This window comes from Novosphingobium sp. PASSN1, assembly GCF_002278815.1.
In genome coordinates this window covers 69,596-91,375 of sequence record NZ_NKIS01000004.1, presented here as the reverse complement: position 1 = coordinate 91,375, position 21,780 = coordinate 69,596, and the positions used below count along the sequence as shown (strand labels likewise).

Sequence of the window (21,780 nt, the reverse complement as noted above, 5' to 3'; positions counted from 1 at the left end):
ATCACTCTCCAGTGCTAGGCATAGCGCAATTTGGCGCTAAGCATGCAGGGTAATTTCGGGTGGCAACAAGGGTTTGAAATGGCATCGACCGGGGCATCACCAGGCGCTGAGGCCGAAAAGCCGCCGCGTCCAAAAGGCTTTCGGCTGCTGATGGTGGCGCTCGCCGCGCGCAAATCGGCCACGATGCTGGGCTTCGGATTTTCCTCTGGCCTGCCTTATGCGCTGCTGATCGGCACGCTCAATGCGTGGCTGGGCGAAGTGAAGATCGATCTCGCGACGATCGGCGTGCTCTCGTGGATCGGCCTGTCCTATTCGTTCAAGTTCCTGTGGTCGCCGCTGGTTGACCGCATGGCGCTGCCGGGGCTGGAGGCGCTGGGGCGGCGCAAGAGCTGGATCCTGCTCTGCCAGATCGCGATGGTGCTGGGCTTTGCGGGCCTTGCCGCGACTGATCCGGCCACGTCCATCGGCACGTTCGCGCTGTTTGCCTTCGTGGCGGCGCTGGCCTCGGCCACGCAGGACGTGGCGGTGGACGCCTGGCGGATCGACGTGGCGGACGAGGATACGCCGGTCGAGCTGCTCTCCTCGATCTACCAGTTCGGCTACCGGATTGCCTCGATCGTCGGCGGCGCGCTGGCTCTGGTGCTGGCGGGGCGGATGTCGTGGCCGCTGGTCTATTGCCTGATGGCCGGGCTGATCGGGGTGATCTGCATCGTCACCTTGCGCGCGCCCGATACACCCCGGCCCGAACAGGGCCGGTTGCACGAAGCGCTGGCGCAGCCGGGCGAACTGGAACCGCGCGCGCGGGGCCTCGCGCTGCTGATCGTGGGCACCAGCTGGGCCTGGGCCATCGGCACCATCATCCGCTTCATGATCACGATGCTGAGCCCGCTCGGGCCGGGCGAGAAACACCCCTCGGTGGGCGATTTCACCCGCGAATATGCGCCGCTGATCGTGCTGGCGACGGTGGCCGTGCCGCTGGTGGTGGCGGCGACCACCAACCTGCTCAAGCGGCAGGGCCGCGCGGTGCTGACCGCGCCGGACACCCGCGTTTCGGCGGCGCGCACGGCGGCGAACCACCTCTATGTCGCGCTGATTTCGCCGCTGGCCGAACTCGTGGCGCGGCTGGGCTGGGGTGTGCTGGTGGTGATCGGCATGATCCTGACGTACACGCTGTGCTACAACGTGTGGTCGAGCTTCGCCTTCCCGTTCTACCTTGAGCACCTCAAGTACACCAAGGACGAGGTGGCCTTCGCCTCCAAGGTCTTCGGCATCTTCATGACCATCGCGGGGATCAGCCTGGGCGGCTATCTGTTCCTGCGGCTGGGCCGGATGCCGACGATCCTGATCGGCGCGATCCTGCCGATGCTGGGCAATTTCGTTTATGCCGATCTGGCCGAAGGCGCGGTGGCCATCGATGCAGTGGGGCGGACCATCGGGCTGCACTGGCTGTTTGCGCTGTTCGGCTTCGATCCGCGCATGATCCGGCTGCTGCTGGCGATCTCGTTCGAGAACATTTCCACCGGCATCGCGGGGGCGGCGTTCGTGGCCTATCTCTCCGGCATTGTTTCGAAGCAGTACACGGCGGTGCAATATGCGCTGATGTCGTCGCTGACGTTCCTGATCGGCTCGCTGGGGCGCGGGATCGCGGGGGAGGCGTTCGATCTCTACGGCTATGCCACGGTGTTCCGCTGGACGGCGGCGGCGGGACTGGTGGCGGTGGCGTTCGTGTGCGCGGAATGGGTGCGGGTGGCGCGGGGCAAGGCGATGCAGCCTGCGGAGGAAGCCGCCTAGTCCGGCGCTTCGTCGTTGCGCCTCAGCACATCACCCGCGAGGTAAAGCGAGCCTGCGATCAGGACGTCGCCTTGTGGCGGCAGCGCGGCTAGCGCTTCGGCCACATTCGCGAAGCTCGCCACGGGGAGCGCGGTGAAGGGGGCGAAGTCTTCGGGCGTGTGCGCGTCGTGGCCCGGGGCGGGGACGATGGAGACCGAGGCGAGCTTGCCTTCCAAGGGGCGCAGGATGGCGCTGGGGTCTTTGCTGGTGAGCATGCCCATCACGAGGTGAAGCGGCGCGGCATTGGCGAAGTGGCGGGCGATGGCCTCACCGGCATCGGGATTGTGGCCGCCATCGAGCCAGACGGTGCGGTTTCCGGCGAGCGTAGTGAGCGGGCCTGCACCAAGGCGCTGGAGGCGGGCGGGCCAGCGGGCGGCGCGGATGCCCTGCGCCATGGCTTCGGGGGTGACCGGAACGGCGTTCTGGTGGCGCAGCATGGCGATGGCGAGCGCGGCGTTGTCAGCCTGATGCGCGCCAACCAGCGAGGGGAGCGGGAGTTCGAGCGTGCCCTGCGAGTCACGGTACTGGATCGTTTCGCCGACGTCTGCCCACCAGTCACGGCCCCGCAGCGCCACGGGCGCGCCGATGTGGCTGGCGGTGGCGAGGACGCTGGCGAGTGGGCTGGCCGCGTAGCTTTGCACCACCAGCGGCGCGCCGGGCTTGGCGATGCTCGCTTTTTCGAAGGCGATGCGGGCGAGCGGGTCTTCGGGGGTTCCGGCTTCGGGGACGAGCAGGAAGGACTCGTGGTCGATCCCCAAGGTGGCAATGCCGCAGACGGCGGGGTTTTCGAGCACGTTGGTGGCATCGAGCCGCCCGCCGAGGCCGGTTTCGATCACGCAGGCGTCTGCAGGCGTTTCCGCGAAAGCGAGGAACGTGGCGACGGTGGTGACTTCGAAGAAGCTGGGGCCGAGGTCTTCGGACGCATCGAGCACGCGTTCAAGCAGATCGGCGAGGCTTTCATCGGAGATGAGCTTGCCTGCCACGCGGATGCGTTCGTTGTAGCGCACGAGGTGCGGCTTGGTGGCGGTGTGGACAACAAGGCCCTGCGCTTCGAGGATCGCGCGGAGGTACGCGCAAGTCGAGCCTTTGCCGTTGGTGCCTGCGACGTGGAACACCGGCGGCAGGAGGCGCTGCGGATCGCCGAGGCGGGCGCAGATGTCGCGCACGGTATCGAGGCCGAGGCGGCCTTGGGGGAGCGACAGCGAGCCGAGGCGGTCTAACTGCGCCTGCACGCGGGGGTTTTCGGAAATGGCGAAGTCGCGCAAGATTACCCCTCCGTCAGCGCTTCGGGCTGCCACCTCCCCGTTTTCACTTCGTGAAAATGGGGAGGATCTCGATAGCGTGTCTTGTTCTGGTCCTTCCCATTTTCCCGCTGGGCGAATGGGGAGGTGGCCCGCGTCAGCGGGTCGGAGGGCCTAAGCCGCCTGCGCGGCCATCAGATAGCCGATGGTGCGGGCGAGCGTGGCCTTGAGCTGGTGGCGGCCGATGACCATGTCGATCATGCCGTGCGCGTGGAGGTATTCGGCGCGCTGGAAGCCTTCGGGGAGCTTTTCGCGGATCGTATCCTGAATGACGCGCTGGCCGGCAAAGCCGATAAGCGCGCCGGGTTCGGCGATCTGGATATCACCCAGCATCGCGTAGCTGGCCGTCACGCCGCCGGTGGTGGGGTCGGTGAGGACGACGATATACGGGAGGCCCGCCGCGCGCATGCGGTTGATGGCCACGGTGGTGCGCGGCATCTGCATGAGGCTGAGGATGCCCTCCTGCATGCGCGCGCCGCCTGCCGCGGTCACGGCAATGAAGGGGCACTTGTTGGCGATGGCGGCTTCGGTCGCGGCGATGAACGCATCGCCCACGGCCATGCCCATCGAGCCGCCCATGAAGCCGAAATCCTGCACGCCGACGACGGCCTTGTGGCCATCGATCTTGCCGACCGCTGCGGTCAGCGCATCGGGCAGCGGGTTGGCCGCGCGGGCGGCCTTGAGGCGATCAGTATAGCGCTTGGTGTCGCGGAACTTGAGCGGGTCTTCACGCACCTTGGGGGCGGGGAGGATTTCAAAGCCAGCGTCGAGCAGTTGCGAGAGCCGCTCCGTTGCGCCGATGCGGCCATGGTGATCGCAGCGCGGGCAGACCGAGAGGTTGTCCTCGTACTCCTTGGTGAACAGCATTTCGCTGCACGAAGGGCACTTGATCCAGAGATTGTCCGGCGTGTCGCGCTTGGGCGCGAAAGGCAGAGAATTGCGGACGCGGGTCAGCCAGCTCATGCTTCTACCTTTCTTGCATTGTGAACCGCATTGGCGAGCGCGGAGACGAGTTCGCGGACCGGGCCTGCGGCGTTTTCGCCGTATTCGGCGATGATGTCGATGAGGGCCGAGCCGACCACGACGCCGTCTGCCACGCGGGCGATGGGGCCTGCCTGCTCGGGCGTGCGCACGCCGAAGCCGACGGCGACGGGGATCTCGGCCGTCTGCTTGATGCGGGTGACGGCTTCCTCAATGGAGTCGAGCGCGGCGGACTGCTTGCCGGTGATGCCCGCGACCGAGACGTAGTAGAGAAAGCCGGAGGAGCCTTCGAGCACGGCGGGCAGGCGCGCGGCGTCGGTTGTCGGCGTGGCGAGGCGGATCGGCGAAATGCCGTGGGCGCGCAGGTATGGACCGAGTTCGCCGTCTTCCTCGGGCGGGATATCGACGCAGATCACGCCGTCGACTCCGGCCTTGGCAGCCTCTGCCGCGAACCATTCCGGCCCGCGCGTGATCATCGGGTTGGCATAGCCCATGAGGACCAGCGGCACATCCGGGTGGCGCGCGCGGAAATCGGCGGCCATCTGCAGGATGTCGGCGGTCTTGGTGCCAGCGGCAAGGCTGCGCAGATTGGCGCGCTGGATCGCCGGGCCATCGGCCATCGGATCGGTGAAGGGCATGCCCAGTTCGATCACATCCGCGCCGCCCTCGACGAGCGCATCGAGGATCGCGGGGGTTGCGCCTGGCGTCGGATCACCGGCGGTTACGAAGCAGACGAGGGCGGGATGGCCCTTGGCGAAGGCGGCTGAAAGGCGGGTCAAAGCTTCACCCCCAGGTGTTCCGCGACCGAGAAGATGTCCTTGTCGCCGCGGCCGCACAAGTTGGCGAGGATGATCGCGTCCTTGTCCATGGTCGGCGCGATCTTCTTGACTGCGGCGATGGCGTGGGCGGGTTCCAGTGCGGGGATGATGCCTTCTGTGCGGCAGAGCAGCTGGAAGCCGTCGAGCGCTTCGGTGTCGGTCACCGAAGTATATTGCACGCGGCCGGTTTCCTTGAGCCAAGCGTGTTCGGGGCCGATGCCGGGATAATCGAGGCCCGCCGAGATCGAGTGGCCTTCGAGGATCTGGCCGTCCTCGTCCTGCAGCAGGTAGGTCTTGTTGCCATGGAGCACGCCGGGGCGGCCGCCGGCAAGGCTGGCGGCGTGGAGCTGGTCGAGCCCGTGGCCGGCGGCTTCCACGCCCATCATCCTGACGCTGGGATCATCGAGGAAGGGGTGGAACAGGCCGATGGCATTGCTGCCGCCGCCGATGGCCGCGACGAGGAGATCGGGGAGGCGGCCAACGCGGGCGAGCATCTGGGCGCGGGCTTCCTTGCCGATCACGCTCTGAAAATCGCGGACGAGTTCCGGATAGGGGTGCGGGCCGGCGGCGGTGCCGATGATGTAGAACGTGTCGTGCACATTCGCGACCCAGTCGCGCAGCGCCTCGTTCATTGCATCTTTCAGCGTGGCGGCACCGGCGGTGACGGGCACGACTTCGGCGCCGAGCAGCTTCATGCGGAACACGTTGGGCGCCTGGCGCGCCACATCGGTCGCGCCCATGAAGATCGTGCAAGGGAGGCCAAAGCGCGCGCAGACGGTGGCGGTTGCGACGCCGTGCTGGCCCGCGCCGGTTTCGGCGATGATCCGCGTCTTGCCCATGCGGATGGCAAGCAGGATCTGGCCGATGCAGTTGTTGATCTTGTGCGCGCCGGTGTGATTCAATTCGTCGCGCTTGAACCAGACTTGTGCGCCGCCGAGTTCCTCGGTGAGGCGCGGTGCGAAATAGAGCGGGCTGGGGCGGCCGACGTAGTGTTCGAGCAGGTCGTCGAACTCGGCATGGAAGGCGGGATCGGCCTTGGCCTTGCGATATTCTGCTTCCAGATCAAGGATCAGCGGCATCAGCGTTTCGGCGACGTAGCGGCCGCCGAACTGGCCAAAATGGCCCTGTGCGTCGGGCTGGTTGCGGAAGCTGTTGGGGATGGGCGCGTTCATGCGGATTCGCTTGGCAGAGCCCTGCGCGCTTGTCCAGATTCGCGGGCTAAAGGGAAGGTCAGACCGAGCGCGTGGCTTTGCAGAATTCCGCGATTAGGGCGGCATCCTTTATGCCGGGCGCGCTTTCGACGCCGGAGGAGACGTCTACCAGCGGGGCCTTGGTCATGCGGACGGCTTCGGCGACGTTGGCGGGGGAGAGACCGCCTGCGAGGCCCCACGCGAGCGGTGCCTTGTGCGCGGCGAGCAGCGTCCAATCGAACACAAGGCCGAGGCCGCCGGGCATTGCGGCGTCCTTCGGGGCCTTGGCATCGAACAGCACGAGATCGGCGGCGCCAGTGAAGGCGGCGGCGCGCTCCACATCGGCCTTGGTGGCGACGGGGAGGGCTTTCCAAACGGGCAGGCCGAACATGGCGCGCACGGCGGAGACGCGCGCCGGGTCTTCCTCGCCGTGCAGCTGGATCACATCGAGTTTCGCAGCGGCGACGAGTTCGGCAAGCAAGCTGTCAGCCGGATCGACGAACAGGCCGACGACCTTGGCTCGGCCCGCAGCGCGCGCGCCGAGCGCGGCGGCATCGGCGGGCGAAAGGTGGCGGGGGGAGCGCGGAAAGGAGACGAGGCCGATGTAGTCCGCGCGGGCGGCGATGGCGGCATCGATGGCGGCGGGGGTGGTGAGGCCGCAGATCTTGATCAGGGGGGCAGGCATGAGGAGCGGATAGGGCGGGGCGTAGCGTTGGTCAAACAAGACGACCCACCCCGACCCCTCCCGCAAGTGGGAAGGGTCGGGAGTGTGTTGCCGCTTACTGCCCCAGCTCGAACGTTACCGTCACGTTCGCAGCCACTTGCACTTCGCCGGCGGAAACCGGGCTGGGCGCACCCGCCATCATCTTTTCGGCGCGGGCAAACATCACCATCGGCTGCGGGGCATAGCCGCCGCTTTCGCTGATGGTGAGGATGCGCTTGACCGTGAGGCCAGCGGCCTTGGCATAAAGTTCAGCGCGGGCGCGGGCCTTTTTCATGGCTTCGATGCGGGCTTCGTCGCTGGCCGCATCGGGCTCGTCGAGCTGGAACGAAGGACCGCTGACCTGATTGGCCCCGGCATTGACCAGCGTGTCGATGGTCTTGCCGTAATTGCCGATCTTGCGCTGCTTCACCTCGACCTGGTTGGTGGCCTGATAGCCGATGATGACGGGATCGCCCGTGACATTGCCGTTCTCGTCCGCGCGCGGCTGGCCGTAGACCGGATTGACCGAGAGGTTGCTGGTCTGGATGTCGCGCTCGGCAATGCCCGAGGCCTTGAGTGCGGCGATCACCGCGTTCATGCGCTCGGCATTTTCGGAAAGCGCGGCAGAGGCAGTCTTGGCCTGCGTGGTGACGCCTGCGCTGAATACAGCGAGATCGGGAGTGCGGGTCGATTTGCCATCGGCGCTGACGGTGAGCACGGCATTGCCGGGGGCGACGACGGGGCCGGGGGAAACGGTCTGCGCAGTGGCGGAGGTGGCGCTGGTGGCGGCAAGGGCTGCGGCCAGCAGGAGCGAGGTGGAAGCGTTGGTCATCGGTTGGTCCCCTTCGAATGTGCGGCCCATCTGGGGCGCGGCGGCTTTCGCGGGGCTGAACCGTGGTGACAGACGGGCTTCAGGAAATGGCGCGTTCGAGCACGACCATCTGGTAGGGCACGTCCATCGGGAGCGGGAAGGGGCGCAGTTCGCCGGTGCGAGCGTAGCCGCGCCGCTCGTACCACGCGATCAGTTCGGCGCGGACGTCGACCACGATGAGTTCCATGCGCACCGCGCCGAATGCGCGCACCGCAAGCGCTTCGACCTCGCCGACGAGCGCGCGGCCGAGGCCGCCGGCCTGCAAGGCGGGGGAGACGCAGAGCAGGCCCATATAGGCAAGGCCCTGCCCGAGATCGGTGGCGGTGACCGTACCCACCAGCGCGCCATCGCGTTCCGCAAGGAGCACGCGCTTTTCGGGCGCAGCGATCATGGCCGCGACTTCCGCAAGGCTCGTGCGGTCGCCGCTGAGGAGATCGGCTTCATTGGTCCAGCCTTGGCGCGCGCTGTCGCCCCGGTAGCCGCTTTCGATGAGCGCGCGCAGGGCAGGCGCGTCGGTGCCTTGCGCGATGCGGTAGGTCGTCGTCATGCCAAGGTTCAGAGCGTGGCTTCGATGGCGCGCGCGGCGGCAACGGGATCTTCGGCGCGGCTGATCGGGCGGCCGATGACGAGGACGCTGGCGCCATCACGGCGCGCGGCGGCGGGCGTGACGATGCGCTTCTGGTCTGCCATATGCCCCGTATCGGGCCGCAGGCCTGGCACGACGAAGAAGCCGTTTTTCCAGCGCTTGTGGATCGCGCCGACTTCGTGGCCCGAGCAGACGATGCCGTCGAGCCCGGCTTCCTGCGCCAGATCGGCAAGGCGCAAGGCTTGATCGTGGGCACTTGCGGGCACGCCGACCGAGGCGAGATCGGCATCATCGAGGCTGGTGAGCACGGTGACGGCGACAACCTTGCAGTGTTCGCCCGCAGCGGCCTTCGCGTCTTCCATCATCGCGCGGCCGCCGCTGGCGTGGACGGTGACGATGGCGGGTTCGAGCACGTGGATCGACTGCATGGCTGCGGCGACGGTGTTGGGAATGTCGTGCAGCTTGAGGTCGAGGAAGATCGGCAGGCCGAGCTTGGCGACTTCGTGCACGCCGTGGTGGCCATGCGCGCAGAAGAATTCGAGGCCGAGCTTCACCCCGCCGATGTGGCCCTTGACCTTCTGGACCAGCGCGAGCCCGGCATCGAGGCGGGGCAGATCGAGCGCGAGATAGACGGGATTGCTCATGGGGCTTCGCTTGCTTTCCGGGCTTCGAGCTGGGTGGAGGAGAGCGAGGCGCTTCCGGCCAGCATGGTTTCAAGATTGGTTATGCGGCGCTGGAGCCGCCAGCGCACGGTGCGGTGGATCAGCCACATCGGCACGAGGCCAAGGAGGAAGGCGGCGATGACGAGCGCGGGAAGCTTGGTATCGAGCTTGAGATCCTGCCACACGGTAAGCTCGACCGGCTGCCAGTTCGCGGCGGAAAACGCGGCCAGCGTGGCCACAATCACCAACCACAGGATCGAGCGCAGCGATTTCATGCGAGGTCCCTCCCGTTCTTGCGCGCCAAGCTAGTCCGCTTTGGCGCGCAAGGCGAGTCCTGCGCTTATTCCCCGAACACCCGCGCGAAGATCGTGTCGACCGCCTTGAAGTGGTAATCGAGGTTGAACTTGTCTTCGAGCTCCTGCGCGGACATCACCGCGCTGACTTCGGGATCGGCTTTCAGCAGTTCGAGCAGCGAAAGCTGGCCATCGGACTGCCAGACCTGCATCGCGTTCTTCTGGACGAGCCGGTAGGAATCGTCGCGCGTAAGGCCCGCCTGCGTGAGCGCGAGGAGGACGCGCTGCGAGTGGACGAGGCCGCCCATGCGGTCGAGGTTCTTCTGCATCCGCTCAGGATAGACGAGGAGCTTGTCGATCACCGAGGTGAGGCGGGCGAGCGCGAAATCGAGCGTGATCGTCGCGTCCGGGCCGATATAGCGTTCGACCGAGGAGTGCGAGATATCGCGCTCGTGCCAGAGCGCGACGTTTTCGAGCGCGGGGGTGACGGCGGAGCGGACCACGCGGGCGAGGCCGGTGAGGTTTTCGGTCAGCACCGGGTTGCGCTTGTGCGGCATGGCCGACGAGCCCTTCTGGCCGGGCGAGAAGTATTCCTCCGCTTCCAGCACTTCGGTGCGCTGCAGGTGGCGCACTTCGGTGGCAAGGCGCTCGATGCTGCTGGCGATCACGCCGAGGACGGCGAAGAACATCGCGTGGCGATCACGCGGGATCACCTGCGTGGAGACAGGCTCGACCGCGAGGCCGAGCTTTTCCGCGACATGGGCTTCGACCGCCGGGTCGATATTGGCGAACGTGCCGACTGCGCCCGAGATGGCGCACGTCGCGACTTCGGCGCGCGCGGCGACGAGGCGGGCGCGGCAGCGGGCGAATTCGGCATAGGCCTGCGCGAGCTTGAGGCCGAAAGTGGTCGGCTCGGCGTGGATGCCGTGGCTGCGGCCGATGGTGGGGGTGTGCTTGTGCTCCACCGCGCGGCGCTTGATCGCCTCCAGCAGCCCATCGAGATCGGCGATGAGGATATCGGCGGCCTGCGTCAGCTGGACGTTGAGCGTGGTGTCGAGAACGTCGGAGCTGGTCATGCCCTGGTGCATGAAGCGGGCTTCGGGGCCGACTTCCTTGGCCACCCAATCGAGGAAGGCGATGACGTCGTGCTTGGTCACGGCTTCGATCGCGTCGATCGCGGCGACGTCGATCTTGGGGCTGGTGGCCCACCAGTCCCACAGTGCCTTGGCGGCAGACGGCGGGACGACGCCGAGCTCACCGAGCTTTTCGGTGGCGTGGGCCTCGATCTCGAACCAGATGCGATAGCGCGCTTCCGGCTCCCAGATCGCGGTCATCGCGGGGCGGGCATAACGGGGGACCATGGGCGACTCCTGAAGGCGGGAATATGCCGGTGCCGCTAGGGGGAGGGGGCCGCGATGGCAAGGGGGTGCGCGCTTCAGGCCCTGAAGGCGATCTCGGTTTCGCCGGTGGTCTGGCCGCCTGCATCGAAGCGGCGTTCGATGATCCGCGCGGCTCCATCGGCGCCGATCAGCAGCACGGTGGAGCAGCGCGTGCCATAAAGCGCGTTGCGGATGAACACGGGGGAGAAGCGCGGCTCGGGGCCGGGGCCGGGAAGTGCGGTGCGGTCTGCCAGCGCGGCGAAGAGCGGGGCGGGATCGGCGCTGTCTTCGGCCAGCCAGCGGGCGAGCGTGGATTCGAGCGCGCGGGTCTTCGCCCAGGGCTCCTCGTGCGGGCCGTTGGAGAGGCCGTGGATGCCGGGGGCGAGTGGGAGGCGGCGGACTGCGGGGTGGTTGGTAAGGTGCCATGCCGCCTGAGCATCGGCCATGAACAGATTGAAAGGGTTCATGGTTTCAGGTGCGGAAGGTTCTTGTCCGGCCAGCCAGTCCGTCACCAGCGCGCCGCGTGAGGCGAGGTGGGGAAGGGGGTAGCCATCGACGCGCAAGTTGGTGACGAGGGCGAAGCGGCCCGCGTCGTTGACGCCGAGCCACGTGCCGCCCGCTTTCAGATCACGCCCTGCGATTGCGCCATTCGGCCAGCGGGCAAGCGGCGCGGTGGGGCGTTCGTGGAATTCGTCGCGGTTGCCGATGACGACCAGGCGCCAGCGCGGATGCGCGCGGAAGGCGGCGGCAGCGACGCACATCTCAGATCAGGCCCTTCGCCTTCAGGCTGACATGGCCCTGCCGCCCGATGATCACGTGATCGTGGACAACGACGCCGAGCAGCCGTCCTGCCTCCATGATCTTTTGCGTGATCTGGATATCGGCGCGGCTGGGTTCGGGGCTGCCGGAGGGGTGGTTGTGGACGAGAATCAGCGCGGCAGCGCCGATGGCCATGGCTTTGGCGATGATCTCGCGCGTGTAGATCGCCGATTCGTCGAGCGTGCCGTCGCTGACGATCTGATCGAGGATCAGCCGGTTCTGCGTGTTGAGATAGAGCACGCGCACGCGTTCGTGGTTGAGGTGCGCCATATCGATATGGAGGTAATCGAGCAGGGCCTGCCAACTGGAGAGGACCGGCTCTTCGCGCACCGTCTGGCGGGCCAGCCGCCGGGCGGAAATGCCAACGATCTTGAGCGCGGCGGCGGCGGCGTCCTTGATGCCGGGCACGCCCATCAGCGTCTGTGCATCGGCATTGAGCACGCCTGCAAGGCTGCCGAAGCGCTGGAGCAGCATGCGCGCGTGGGGCTTCACGTCCTGCCGGGGGATCGCGGTCATCAGCAGATATTCGATGACTTCGTGATCACCGAGCGCATCGTCGCCGCCTTCGAGCAGGCGTTTGCGCAGGCGGCCGCGGTGGCCGGAGGGATCAAGCCCGGCTTCGCGCACGCGGTCCTTTTCCGACGAACCCGCAGAACCGCGCGCGGGCTGGGGGAAAAGGCTGGGCGGTTCATCCATGATCAAGGCGGACTTTGCCTAGGTTGGCCGGGCGGCGCAAGCGGCGGCATTGCTTCGGCGCGCCTGCTAGGCAACAAGGCGTATGATGCCCGACGAATCCGAGCCTGTGACCGAATCGCCGGACGAAGCAGCGGCAGCTCCGCGCCGGAGCAAGCGCAAGTACCGCAAGACCGCGCTGATCTCGGCCGGGGCGTTTGCGGCGCTGGCGGCGGGGCTGTGGTCGGCGCGCGAGCAGATTGCGCAAAGGCTGATCGATCGCCAGCTGACGCAGATGGGCCTGCCGGGGCGCTATGCGATCCAGACCATCGGCGCGGACCGGCAAGTGCTGCGCGATCTGGTGATCGGCGATCCGGCGCACCCCGATCTCACCATCGCGCGCGCCGAACTGCGCTTGTCGTATGGTCTGCTGGGGCCGCGTATCGGCCAGATCATTCTCGACAAACCAAGGCTTTATGGAACATACCGCCAAGGTAAGTTGAGCTTTGGCGCGCTGGATTCGCTGCTGTTTCCCAAAGATTCGACCGCGCCAGCGGGCCTGCCGGATCTCGATCTTCAGCTGATCGACGGGCGCGCGCTGCTGGAAAGTGAGTATGGCCGCCTCGCGGTGAAGGCCGAGGGCGCGGGCAATCTGGCGGGTGGCTTTGCCGGCAAGCTGGCAGCGGTGATGCCCACGGTGGCGGCGGGCGGCTGCGCGGGCGAGGGCCTTTCCGCCTATGGCAAGGTTTCGGTGAGCAGCGGCAAGCCGCGCTTTGCCGGGCCGGTGCGGCTGGCGGGGCTGGTCTGCGGCAAGACCGTCGCGGCGGGGCCAGCGGCGCTTGCGCTGGATGTGACCGGCGATAAGGACTTCGGCGGCGCGGCGGCGAAGGCAAAGCTGGAGGCGGGGAAACTTGCCGTGCCGGGGCTGGCGGCGGCGCGGCTCGGGCTTGGCGGCGAACTGGCGCTGAAGGCAGGCGGGCTGCGCGGGCATCTGACCGGCGAAGCGGGCGGTGTGCGCACGGCTGGGCTCGTTGCCGGAACGCTTGGCGTCGATGGCGATCTGGATGCCAGATTCGATGCCGGGCGCGGCGCGGATTCGCTGGTGTTTCGTGGCGGGATTTCCGGCCGGGGGCTGGCGCGCGGGGCGGCGAGCGAGCAGGCGCTGGCAGGCGCGCAGGCCGCCGCAGCGGGAACGCTGGTGGCACCGCTGATTGCGCGGCTGCGCGGCGCTCTGGCGCGGGAGGAACGCGGCAGCCGGTTGACCGGCGATGTGGTGCTGCGGCGCGAGGGCGCGCAGTGGACCCTTGTTGCTCCGAGCGCCGTGCTGCGCGGCGGTAGCGGCGCGGCGCTGCTGGCGGTTTCGCGGCTGCAAGTGGCGGCGCAGCCGGGCAAGCTGCCCCGGCTCACCGGCAATTTCGTGATGGCGGGCGATGGCCTGCCGCCGATTTCGGGCCGCATGGAGCCCGGCGCGGGCGGACGTCCGGCGCTGCGGCTGCGCATGGCGGACTACCGCGTGGGCGCTGACCGCCTTGCCCTGCCGCTGCTGGAGGTGGCGCAAGGACCGGGCGGGGCGCTCACGTTCAGCGGCACGGTGCAGGCATCGGGCGCGCTTCCCGGCGGCGCGGTGCGCGGGGCCGTGCTGCCGATTGCGGGCACGCTCAGCCCGCGCGGCGATCTGGCGCTGTGGCCGCGCTGCGTGACACCCTCGTTCGCCAGCCTCGCAGTCGGCGCGGTCACGCTTGACGAGCGGCGGCTGACCATTTGCCCGGCAGGCGGACGCGCAATCGTCCAAAGCGGGCCGCGCGGGCTTTCGGCAGCGCTGGGGATCAGCGCGCTCGCCCTCAGCGGGCGGATGGGTGAGACGCCGCTGGTGCTGACCACCGGGCCGGTCGGGCTGGCATGGCCGGGGACGCTGACCGTGCGCGGGGCCGATGTGGTGCTGGGGCCGCAGGACACCGCGACGCGGATGCGGCTGACCAATCTGGTAGCGCGGCTGGGCAAGGATTTCACCGGTACGTTCGACGGGGTGGACGCGAAGCTCGCTGCGGTGCCGCTCGACATCACCGGCGCGGCGGGCGATTGGCGCTATGCCGGCGGGGTGCTGACGCTGAGCGGCGTGCGCTTTGCCGCGGCCGACCGCCTGCAGCCGGCGCGGTTCAAGACGCTGGCCGGTGAGGATGCGGTCCTGACTCTCAAGGACAACCGCGTGACCGCCGAGGCGCTGGTGCGCGAACCCGATTCGCGGCGCGACGTGATGCGCGTGAGCTTGCGCCACGATCTCGCCACCGCGCGCGGCCATGCCGATCTCACGGTCGATGGCCTCGTGTTCGACAAAGGCAAGATCGTGCCCGGCAAAGTCGGCGGCTTGCAGCCCAAGACGCTGGCCCCGCAGTTTCAGGGCGTGATCGCGGATGCCGAAGGCACCGTGCGCGGCAAGGGCGTGGTGGACTGGAGCGCCGAGACCGTAACCAGTTCGGGCGCGTTCGGCACCGACAAGCTCGATTTCTCCGCAGCCTTCGGCCTGGTTCACGGCGTTTCGGGCACGCTCGAATTCACCGACCTCATCGGCATGGTCACCGCGCCGCACCAGACCTTGCGCGTCGCCTCGGCCAATCCAGGGATCGAGGTGACGGATGGCGTGGTCGATATCGAGCTGCTGGCCGGGCAAGTGGTCCGCATCAACAGCGGGCTCTGGCCGTTTCTTGGCGGCAGGCTGAAGCTTGCGCAGGGTGATCTCAGGCTGACGGTGAACGAGCCGCGCCGGTTCCGCATCGAGATCGAAGGCATCGATGCCGCGAAGTTCCTGGAACGGATGGAGCTGGCTAACCTTTCCGCTACAGGCACGTTCGATGGGCGCCTGCCGCTGGAGTTCGATGCGAACGGCGGGCGGATCACCGGCGGGCAGCTGATCTCGCGGCCGCCGGGGGGCACGGTTTCCTATGTTGGCGCGCTATCGTACAAAGACCTTTCGGCCATGGCAAACTTCGCGTTCGATGCGCTGAAATCGCTCGATTATTCCTCCATGACCATCGGCATGGACGGCAATCTGGCGGGCGATGTCGTCACGCGGGTGGAGTTCACCGGGATCAAGCAAGGCAAAGATACCAAGCAGAACTTCGTGACGCGGCAGATCGGCAAGATTCCGGTGAAGTTCAACGTCAATATCCACGCGCCGTTCTATAGCCTGATCAGTTCGATGAACCCGCAGCCGCCGCCGGGTGCACTTAATGGCCTTCCCGGATTTACAGAACCTGCCAGCGGCGTTCAGCCCCCGGCAAGCAGCACCAAACCATAAGGAGCCAGCAATTGACGTTGGTCAGCAAGCCTGCAACCAAGTGGCCCCTGAAGAACGAGGGGCATGTCGGAATGGCGGGAATAGCTAAGCGAACGACGCAATTGCGCCTTGCGACCGTGTTGGTGGCAGGCTCGATGCTGACGGCAGGCTGCATAACCGTGAAAGCGCCTGACAAACCGATCGTCATCGAGCTCAACATCAACATCAAGCAGGAAGTGGTCTATCGCCTGGCCGGAGACGCCAGCCAGACGATCGACAGCAACAAGGACATTTTCTGAGATGGCACGGACTTTTGGACATTTCGGGCTCGCCGCCGCAGCGCTGGCTGTTGCTGGCATGATCCCCGCCGCAGCACTGGCGCAGCGCGATCCGGCCTATGCCGCGGCGCGGGCCGCCGGTGAGGTGGGCGAAAAGGTCGATGGCTACCTCGGCTTCGTCACGCCGCCCGCGCCCGCGCTCAAGGCGATGATCAACGAGCTCAACATCAAGCGCAAGGCGGTCTACGCCGAGAAGGCTGCCGCTGCGAAGGCGACGGTGGAGGAATACGCGCTGACTTCGGGCTGTCTGCTGATTTCGCAGACCAAGCCAGGGGAAAAGTATCAGGGCCCGGACGGCAGCTGGCAGACGCGCGGTGCCACACCGCCGCTTCGCGATTCGCGCTGCCCCTGAGGTCAAATCGAGACGAAATGCGGCGCGCGCCGGGGCAAGAACCCGGCGCGCGTCTTCGTATCTGCCGCAAATCCGCGAGTTACGGGCCCTTGCGCTGCGGTTGACTTGGCAGCGCCCCCTTCCTAAAGGGCCGGTGCCCTTGACGGGGGACCGTTTCCCGCGCCACGCCCTTTGCGCTGCAACAACGCGATAGAGAGCTGGCATGGTTGACGACTCTGACCGTGAGGACCCCACCGGCGTGGACGCCCGGATTGCATCGCTTGAAGCGCGGCTTGCCGCGGCGAAGGCGAGCGAAGCGGAGCGGACACGCAGTGGCCAGCAAGGCGCCGATGCGGGCTACCGCCTCGGCAACCAGGTTCTGGCCGAGCTGCTGGGGGGAATGATCGGAGGTGCAGCGGTTGGCGTGGCCATTGACTGGCTTGTCGGACGCGGCCACTGGGGCCTGATAGTGATGCTGTTCCTCGGAATTGGGGTCGCCTTCAGAAACATAATCCGGATTGCGAACCGGCGTTCCGATTGAGCCTTGCCTGCATGGTGGAGGCCCGCATCGGGAGGCCGTTTTGGCATAAGGTTTTGGTATTCTTCGTTAAACGGGATTTTGCGCGTGGCAGCTGAAGCCAAAGTTGATCCGATGCACCAGTTCACGATCGAGCCGCTGTTCGGCACCGATCACTGGGCCCTTGGCGGATTCAACGTAGCGTTCACCAATTCGGCGCTGTGGATGCTGATCTCCGCAGTGGTGCTCTATGCCTTCATGCTGGGCGGGATGAAGCGCGAGCTCGTCCCCGGCCGCTGGCAGATGATGGTCGAGAGCATGACCGGGTTCATCGAGAACATGCTGTCGGCGAACGTCGGCAAGGAAGGGCGCAAGTACCTGCCTTACGTGTTCTCGCTGTTCATGTTCATCCTCTTCGCGAACCTGCTCGGCCTGCTGCCGCTGGGCCTTGTCGGCATTCACCCCTTCACGTTCACCAGCCACTTCACCGCAACCGGCGTGCTGGCGATCCTGTCGTTCGCGATCGTGCTGGTGGTCGGCTTCTGGAAGCACGGCTTCCACTTCTTCTCGCTGTTCGTGCCGCACGGTACGCCGCTGCCGATGATCCCGCTGATCTTCGTGATCGAGCTGGTCTCGTTCCTCGTGCGCCCGTTCAGCCTTGGCCTGCGTCTTTTCGTGGCGATGATGGCCGGGCACGTGCTGCTCGAAGTGCTGTCGAGCTTCGTGATCGGCGGCGCCAATGCGGGGGCCTTCTTCATGGGGCTCGTCTCGATCCCCAGCTTCATCCTGATGGTTGCCATCTGTGCGCTCGAGATCCTCGTCGCCGGCATTCAGGCCTACGTATTTGCACTGCTCACGTCGCTCTACATCAACGACGCCGAGCATCTGCACTGAGTGATTTTAGACGCGTTTCTTGAGTATCGTATCCATCCATCTGATTTTAAGAGAAAAGGGAGTTTAAATCATGGAACCTGCAAGCGCCAAGCTCATCGGTGCGGGTCTCGCTGCGATCGGCGCCGGCATGGCCGCCATCGGCGTGGGTAACGTCTTCGGTTCGTTCCTCGAGAGCGCGCTGCGCAATCCGGGCGCTGCCGACGGCCAGCAGGGCCGCCTGTTCATCGGCTTCGCGGCCGCCGAACTTCTCGGTCTGCTCTCGTTCGTCGTGGCGATGATCCTGATCTTCGTCGCCTGATCTTTCGGAAAAGGCTGGCCTTCCCGTCCTGCTGTCGCGGGAATGGAGAGCCAGCCTTGTCCACCGATTTTCAGCGACCAGCCAACAAAACCGATCGCCCGGGAACCCCAATGCCCCAGATTTCGCAGCTTGCCGCGACCTACTCCAGCCAGATTTTCTGGATGCTGGTCATTTTCGGCGCCGTCTTCTTTCTCGTCGGCCGGGGCATGGCGCCCAAGGTTCTCGACACCATGGAAGGCCGCGACCAGAAGATTGCCGCGGACCTCGCCGCAGCTGAAGCCGCGCGCCGCGATGCGGATGCGCAGGACGAAGCATGGCGCTCTGCCGCGTCGAAGCAGCGTGGTGAAGCCCAGGCGCTGATCGCTGCTGCCAAGGCCGAAGCGGCCAAGGCCACCGAAACCCGGATCGCAGCCGCGACTGCGCAGGGCGATGCCCGCGTAGCCGAGGCCGAAACCCGGATTGCCGCCGCCCGTGAAGGTGCGCTGGCCGAAATCGAAACCGTGGCGGCTGAAGCCGCTGCCGAAATCGCTGCCCGCGTCGCCGGGCTGGCGGTTGCTGGCGATGCCGCACGCGCGGCGGTGAAGGACGTGCTCCATGGCTGATTTTCTGTCGCTCGCTGCCGCCGCCGCCGAGCACGTGGCCGAACATGGCGCAGAACACGCCGAGCCGATGGCGTTCGGCTTCGTGACGCCCGGCATGTGGGTTGCGCTGTCGATGAGCGCGTTCCTTGCCATCGTGATCTGGAAGAAGGTCCCCGGCGCGATTGCTGGCGGGCTCGATGCCAAGATTGCCGCGATCCGCGAACAGCTCGATGCCGCCAAGGCACTGCGCGCCGAAGCCGAAGCGCTGCGTGCGGAATATGCCAAGAAGATCGCCGGTGCCGAAGCCGACGCCGCTGCGATGGTCGAACATGCCCGCCATGAAGCCCAGGCGATCATCGCCAAGGCCGAAGCGGACACGACGGCGATGATCGCGCGCCGCGAAAAGATGGCGACCGACAAGATCGCCGCTGCCGAACGCGCTGCGGTCGACGAACTGCGCGCCCGCGCTGCTGCTGCGGCTGCTGCAGCTGCCGGACAGCTCATCGCCCAGCACCACGGCGCAAGCGCCGACCGCGGGCTGGTCGACAGCGCGATTGCCGGTCTCGCCAACTAAGCACGATAAACAGGACCGAGATGGACCATTCTCTGCCGTTCGCGGCGGAGTTTGGTTAAGCATCTCCTAAGGGTTTTCGCCTAGGTCTTTGATCCATGAACAGGATTGGGACCGGGTGCGCGGCATGACGCGGGGGAGCTTTCGGCACGTTGCGGCGCTGTTCCTTGCGCTGCTCATGCTGGTCTTTGGCGGCGGGCACGCGCAGGCGGCCAGCTGCTTCTACGCGACATCGCAGGGCTCCACCGGGCCAACCAACTGGAATTCCTACTGCTGGCTCGATTTCTCGGGCTACAACGATACCGCCGCGCGATCCGGCGCGGGGCAGGCGATGTCGTACACGCTGCCCGATGGCACCGTGATGACCTTCACGCTCAAGATCAGCGGTGCGGGGATCAATGGCGCAACCTCGCCATCGTGGAGTGGCGCCGCCATTGGCAACACCGCTTTCATCGGCATTGGCGGGCGTCCGATCCTCTATCAGACAGCGGCAGGCACCACGACTGCTTCGATCACCAATATCGTGATGACCCCTCCCGCAGGTGTCTCGCAGATCACCAGCTACATGTTTGTTGCGGCGGACGGCGAATCCTCGAACGAGGGCGAATCGCTGAGTTTTCAGACCAACGGTGGCAACTGGGTTGCGCTCGATACTGCGGGGCCGACCAGCGGTTCGCTCTATCCAACGACTTCGGGGCTGGGGACGCAGACTTTCACAGTGACTGGCGTTGGCGGCACGGTCGGAGCTAACATCGTGGGGTCGAGCACGGCGACTTCGCTCAATACCACGATTGTCGGTGGCGGCCTGCAGGGTGTCATGTTCGCGGTACGATTCGCCTCGATCCGGCTCAACCTCCAGCTGACCGGCGCGCGCGCGGCGGCGGCGGACCAGTTTACCTTCGCGATCAATGCGACCAACGGTGGCAGTACGCTCGCCAGCGGCACGTCGACCGGCACCGGAAACGGCCCGTTCACGGCCGCTTCGCTGACCACCGCTTCGGCGCTGCCGCTGACGCTGGCGCAGACGATGGCGGCTGGCAGCGTGAACCCGCTGACCGATTACCGTTCGAGCCTGACTTGCACCAACACCACGAGTTCGAGCACGCCCTTGCCGAGCGGGGTGATCACCACGAGTTTCAGCTTTGGCGCATTGCAGTTTGGCGATCTCGTCACCTGCACGTTCACCAACACCGTGTTTCCGCATATGCAGCTGACCAAGGCACTGGCGACGAGCGGGCGGCGGTTCAACACCGATCAGTTCGTGATGAATATCAACCAGGGTTCGACCACGATTGCGACCACGACCACGACCGGTACGGGCGCAACGGTGACGAACGGCACGACACCGCAAGTGATGGGCGCGGCGGGCACGGCTTATGCCTTTACCGAGGTGGGTTCAGGCACGACGAGCCTGACGCAGTATACCTCGGCGATGACCTGCACCAATGCGTTCACGGGATCATCGACTGCGCTGCCGACGACGGTGGGCGGCACGGTGACGCCGCAGATGGGCGATGTGATTTCCTGCACGATCACCAACACGCGCCGAGCGACAAATGCGACGCTCACTCTGGTGAAGACTTCGACGGTGCTGTCCGATCCGGTCAACGGCGGGACCAACCCGAAGATGATCCCCGGCGCGATCGTGCAGTATTCCATCCTCGTTTCGAACACCGGGCCGACGGCGGTCGACAGCAATTCGGTGCTGTTGATCGATTCGATGCCCGTTCAGATGCGCGTTGGGACGGCAGCGACGCCAACCTTCACGCAGGGCACGCCGACGAGCGGGCTGACCTTCAATGCGACCAATGACATCCGCTATTCGAACGCGGCATCCGCGCCGACGACGTATGCCGGATGCACGTATACGCCGACCAGCGCCTATGACGCTGCGGTGAAGTTCATCTGCATCAATCCGAAGGGGACGATGGCGGGTTCGACCGGCACTCCGCCGAACTTCACGATCTCGTTCAGGACGCAGATGCAGTAAGCAGACGGCGAAGACCTGCCAGCATGCGCGGGCCGAGTTCGGGGCCTTGCAGCGGATAGAGGAACGGCTCGATCAGTTCGGCTTCCATCAGCAGCAGCGTGCCATCGGGACCGCGTACGAGATCGATGCGCGCGTAGAGCGGGGCAGGGAAGGGTAGGCCTGCGATCACCTTCTGTGCGGCGGCGAGATCGACGGGGGCTGGCGTTACAGCCGTGTCCCACCCGCCGTAGAGCGATTGGACGCGGTAATCGCCGGGGGCGGGGCGTTTGATCAGGCCGTGGCTGAATTGGCCGTCGATGAAGATCAGCGAGTGTTCGCCTTCCTCCACGATGCCCGGCAGGAAGGGCTGGACGAGCGCGGCGTGGCCCATGCGCCAATCGGCGGCGGGCGGATTGTCGCGCGTGAAATCGAACTGACCTTCCGCGCCCGCGCCGACGCGGCGCTTCACCACGAGGCGGTCGCAGGCGAAATGATCGAATGCGGCGATGATGTCGGCGCGGCCGGGATTGTCGAGCAGCAGCGTGGGGATCGTGGCGACGCCGCGCGCGCCGAGCTGCGCAAGGTAGCCCTTGTCGATGTTCCAGCGCACGACTTCGGGGGAGTTGTAGACGGGAACGCCCAGCGCGGCGATGGCATCGAGCTTGGCGAGGAACGCCTCGCGGTTGTCCCAATAGTCCCACGGCGTGCCAATCAACGCGGCGTCGAACCCGGCGAACTGGTCCAGCGGGGCCTGCCAATCGATATCGGTAACGCTTTCGCCCGGGCGCAGCGCGGCGACGAGGGCGGCCATCTGCTGATCGTGTTCGAAAGCATCGGCGCGGCGATTGGGCGCGCCGGGCAGCGTGGTGCTGCAAGCGAGGAAGGCGATGTTCATGAACGTC

Annotated in this window: 23 protein-coding genes; 10 read left to right on the top strand and 13 right to left on the bottom strand. The window is 66.4% G+C overall.

Annotated elements, in window-relative coordinates; all coding sequences use genetic code 11:
* The first annotated feature begins 78 nt into the window (after positions 1-78).
* Positions 79-1,791 carry an MFS transporter gene (locus tag CFE35_RS08660; protein ID WP_292930062.1) on the top strand — a complete coding sequence of 571 codons (1,713 nt, stop codon included), beginning with the start codon at positions 79-81 and terminating at the stop codon, positions 1,789-1,791.
* Here the strand turns inward: CFE35_RS08660 and CFE35_RS08655 are convergent.
* From CFE35_RS08655 to radC, 12 genes are all read right to left on the bottom strand, one after another.
* Positions 1,788-3,095: a folylpolyglutamate synthase/dihydrofolate synthase family protein gene (locus CFE35_RS08655; protein ID WP_292930060.1), complete on the bottom strand. Its 1,308-nt coding sequence runs from the start codon at positions 3,093-3,095 to the stop codon at positions 1,788-1,790. The genes CFE35_RS08660 and CFE35_RS08655 overlap by 4 nt on opposite strands.
* Before the next feature lie 150 nt (positions 3,096-3,245).
* Complete coding sequence (accD, locus tag CFE35_RS08650; protein WP_292930058.1) at positions 3,246-4,094, bottom strand: acetyl-CoA carboxylase, carboxyltransferase subunit beta; 849 nt, start codon at positions 4,092-4,094, stop codon at positions 3,246-3,248.
* Positions 4,091-4,891: a tryptophan synthase subunit alpha gene (gene trpA, locus CFE35_RS08645; protein WP_292930056.1), complete on the bottom strand. Its 801-nt coding sequence runs from the start codon at positions 4,889-4,891 to the stop codon at positions 4,091-4,093. The genes accD and trpA overlap by 4 nt, the downstream gene beginning before the upstream one ends.
* Positions 4,888-6,102, bottom strand: a complete 1,215-nt coding sequence (gene trpB, locus CFE35_RS08640; protein WP_292930054.1) for a tryptophan synthase subunit beta — start codon at positions 6,100-6,102, stop codon at positions 4,888-4,890. Before trpB ends, trpA begins: the two co-directional genes overlap by 4 nt.
* A gap of 58 nt (positions 6,103-6,160) precedes the next feature.
* The gene (locus CFE35_RS08635) at positions 6,161-6,805 is read right to left on the bottom strand and encodes a phosphoribosylanthranilate isomerase (protein ID WP_292930052.1); all 645 of its coding nucleotides are present in this window, start codon (positions 6,803-6,805) and stop codon (positions 6,161-6,163) included.
* 94 nt (positions 6,806-6,899) lie between these two features.
* Positions 6,900-7,655, bottom strand: a complete 756-nt coding sequence (locus CFE35_RS08630; protein WP_292930050.1) for an SIMPL domain-containing protein — start codon at positions 7,653-7,655, stop codon at positions 6,900-6,902.
* Between the two features lie 79 nt (positions 7,656-7,734).
* Positions 7,735-8,241, bottom strand: a complete 507-nt coding sequence (locus CFE35_RS08625) for a GNAT family N-acetyltransferase (RefSeq protein ID WP_292930048.1) — start codon at positions 8,239-8,241, stop codon at positions 7,735-7,737.
* A gap of 8 nt (positions 8,242-8,249) precedes the next feature.
* Positions 8,250-8,924 (bottom strand): orotidine-5'-phosphate decarboxylase, encoded by a 675-nt coding sequence (gene pyrF, locus CFE35_RS08620; RefSeq protein WP_292930046.1) that lies wholly within the window; start codon positions 8,922-8,924, stop codon positions 8,250-8,252.
* Positions 8,921-9,217 carry a DUF1049 domain-containing protein gene (locus CFE35_RS08615; protein WP_292930044.1) on the bottom strand — a complete coding sequence of 99 codons (297 nt, stop codon included), beginning with the start codon at positions 9,215-9,217 and terminating at the stop codon, positions 8,921-8,923. Before CFE35_RS08615 ends, pyrF begins: the two co-directional genes overlap by 4 nt.
* 65 nt (positions 9,218-9,282) lie before the next feature.
* Positions 9,283-10,596, bottom strand: a complete 1,314-nt coding sequence (gene purB, locus CFE35_RS08610) for an adenylosuccinate lyase (protein ID WP_292930042.1) — start codon at positions 10,594-10,596, stop codon at positions 9,283-9,285.
* Positions 10,597-10,670: 74 nt separating this feature from the next.
* Positions 10,671-11,375: an NRDE family protein gene (locus tag CFE35_RS08605; RefSeq protein ID WP_292930040.1), complete on the bottom strand. Its 705-nt coding sequence runs from the start codon at positions 11,373-11,375 to the stop codon at positions 10,671-10,673.
* Position 11,376: 1 nt separating this feature from the next.
* Positions 11,377-12,129: a DNA repair protein RadC gene (gene radC, locus CFE35_RS08600; protein ID WP_292930415.1), complete on the bottom strand. Its 753-nt coding sequence runs from the start codon at positions 12,127-12,129 to the stop codon at positions 11,377-11,379.
* An 85-nt stretch (positions 12,130-12,214) separates the two neighbouring features.
* On the opposite strand from radC, the gene CFE35_RS08595 reads away from it, so the two are divergent.
* The 9 genes from CFE35_RS08595 (at position 12,215) to CFE35_RS08555 (ending at position 20,899) form a co-directional block, all read left to right on the top strand.
* On the top strand, positions 12,215-15,400 hold the full coding sequence (locus tag CFE35_RS08595) for a YdbH domain-containing protein (protein WP_292930038.1): 3,186 nt from the start codon (positions 12,215-12,217) through the stop codon (positions 15,398-15,400).
* An 11-nt stretch (positions 15,401-15,411) separates the two neighbouring features.
* Positions 15,412-15,678, top strand: a complete 267-nt coding sequence (locus CFE35_RS08590) for a YnbE family lipoprotein (RefSeq protein WP_292930036.1) — start codon at positions 15,412-15,414, stop codon at positions 15,676-15,678.
* A gap of 1 nt (position 15,679) precedes the next feature.
* Positions 15,680-16,069 carry a DUF1318 domain-containing protein gene (locus CFE35_RS08585; RefSeq protein ID WP_292930034.1) on the top strand — a complete coding sequence of 130 codons (390 nt, stop codon included), beginning with the start codon at positions 15,680-15,682 and terminating at the stop codon, positions 16,067-16,069.
* Between the two features lie 202 nt (positions 16,070-16,271).
* Complete coding sequence (locus CFE35_RS08580; RefSeq protein WP_292930032.1) at positions 16,272-16,589, top strand: AtpZ/AtpI family protein; 318 nt, start codon at positions 16,272-16,274, stop codon at positions 16,587-16,589.
* Positions 16,590-16,673: 84 nt separating this feature from the next.
* The gene (locus tag CFE35_RS08575; protein ID WP_292930030.1) at positions 16,674-17,459 is read left to right on the top strand and encodes a F0F1 ATP synthase subunit A; all 786 of its coding nucleotides are present in this window, start codon (positions 16,674-16,676) and stop codon (positions 17,457-17,459) included.
* A 70-nt stretch (positions 17,460-17,529) separates the two neighbouring features.
* Complete coding sequence (locus CFE35_RS08570; protein ID WP_054122335.1) at positions 17,530-17,757, top strand: F0F1 ATP synthase subunit C; 228 nt, start codon at positions 17,530-17,532, stop codon at positions 17,755-17,757.
* 110 nt (positions 17,758-17,867) lie between these two features.
* Positions 17,868-18,359 carry an ATPase gene (locus CFE35_RS08565; protein WP_292930028.1) on the top strand — a complete coding sequence of 164 codons (492 nt, stop codon included), beginning with the start codon at positions 17,868-17,870 and terminating at the stop codon, positions 18,357-18,359.
* A complete protein-coding gene (locus CFE35_RS08560; RefSeq protein WP_292930026.1) occupies positions 18,352-18,912 on the top strand; it encodes a hypothetical protein in 561 nt (186 codons plus the stop codon). The genes CFE35_RS08565 and CFE35_RS08560 overlap by 8 nt, the downstream gene beginning before the upstream one ends.
* Positions 18,913-19,000: 88 nt before the next feature.
* Positions 19,001-20,899, top strand: a complete 1,899-nt coding sequence (locus tag CFE35_RS08555) for a hypothetical protein (protein WP_292930025.1) — start codon at positions 19,001-19,003, stop codon at positions 20,897-20,899.
* On the opposite strand, the gene CFE35_RS08550 is transcribed toward CFE35_RS08555, so the two are convergent.
* Positions 20,880-21,773 (bottom strand): hypothetical protein, encoded by an 894-nt coding sequence (locus CFE35_RS08550; RefSeq protein WP_292930023.1) that lies wholly within the window; start codon positions 21,771-21,773, stop codon positions 20,880-20,882. The two genes, CFE35_RS08555 and CFE35_RS08550, sit on opposite strands and share 20 nt — an antisense overlap.
* Between the last annotated feature and the right edge of the window lie 7 nt (positions 21,774-21,780).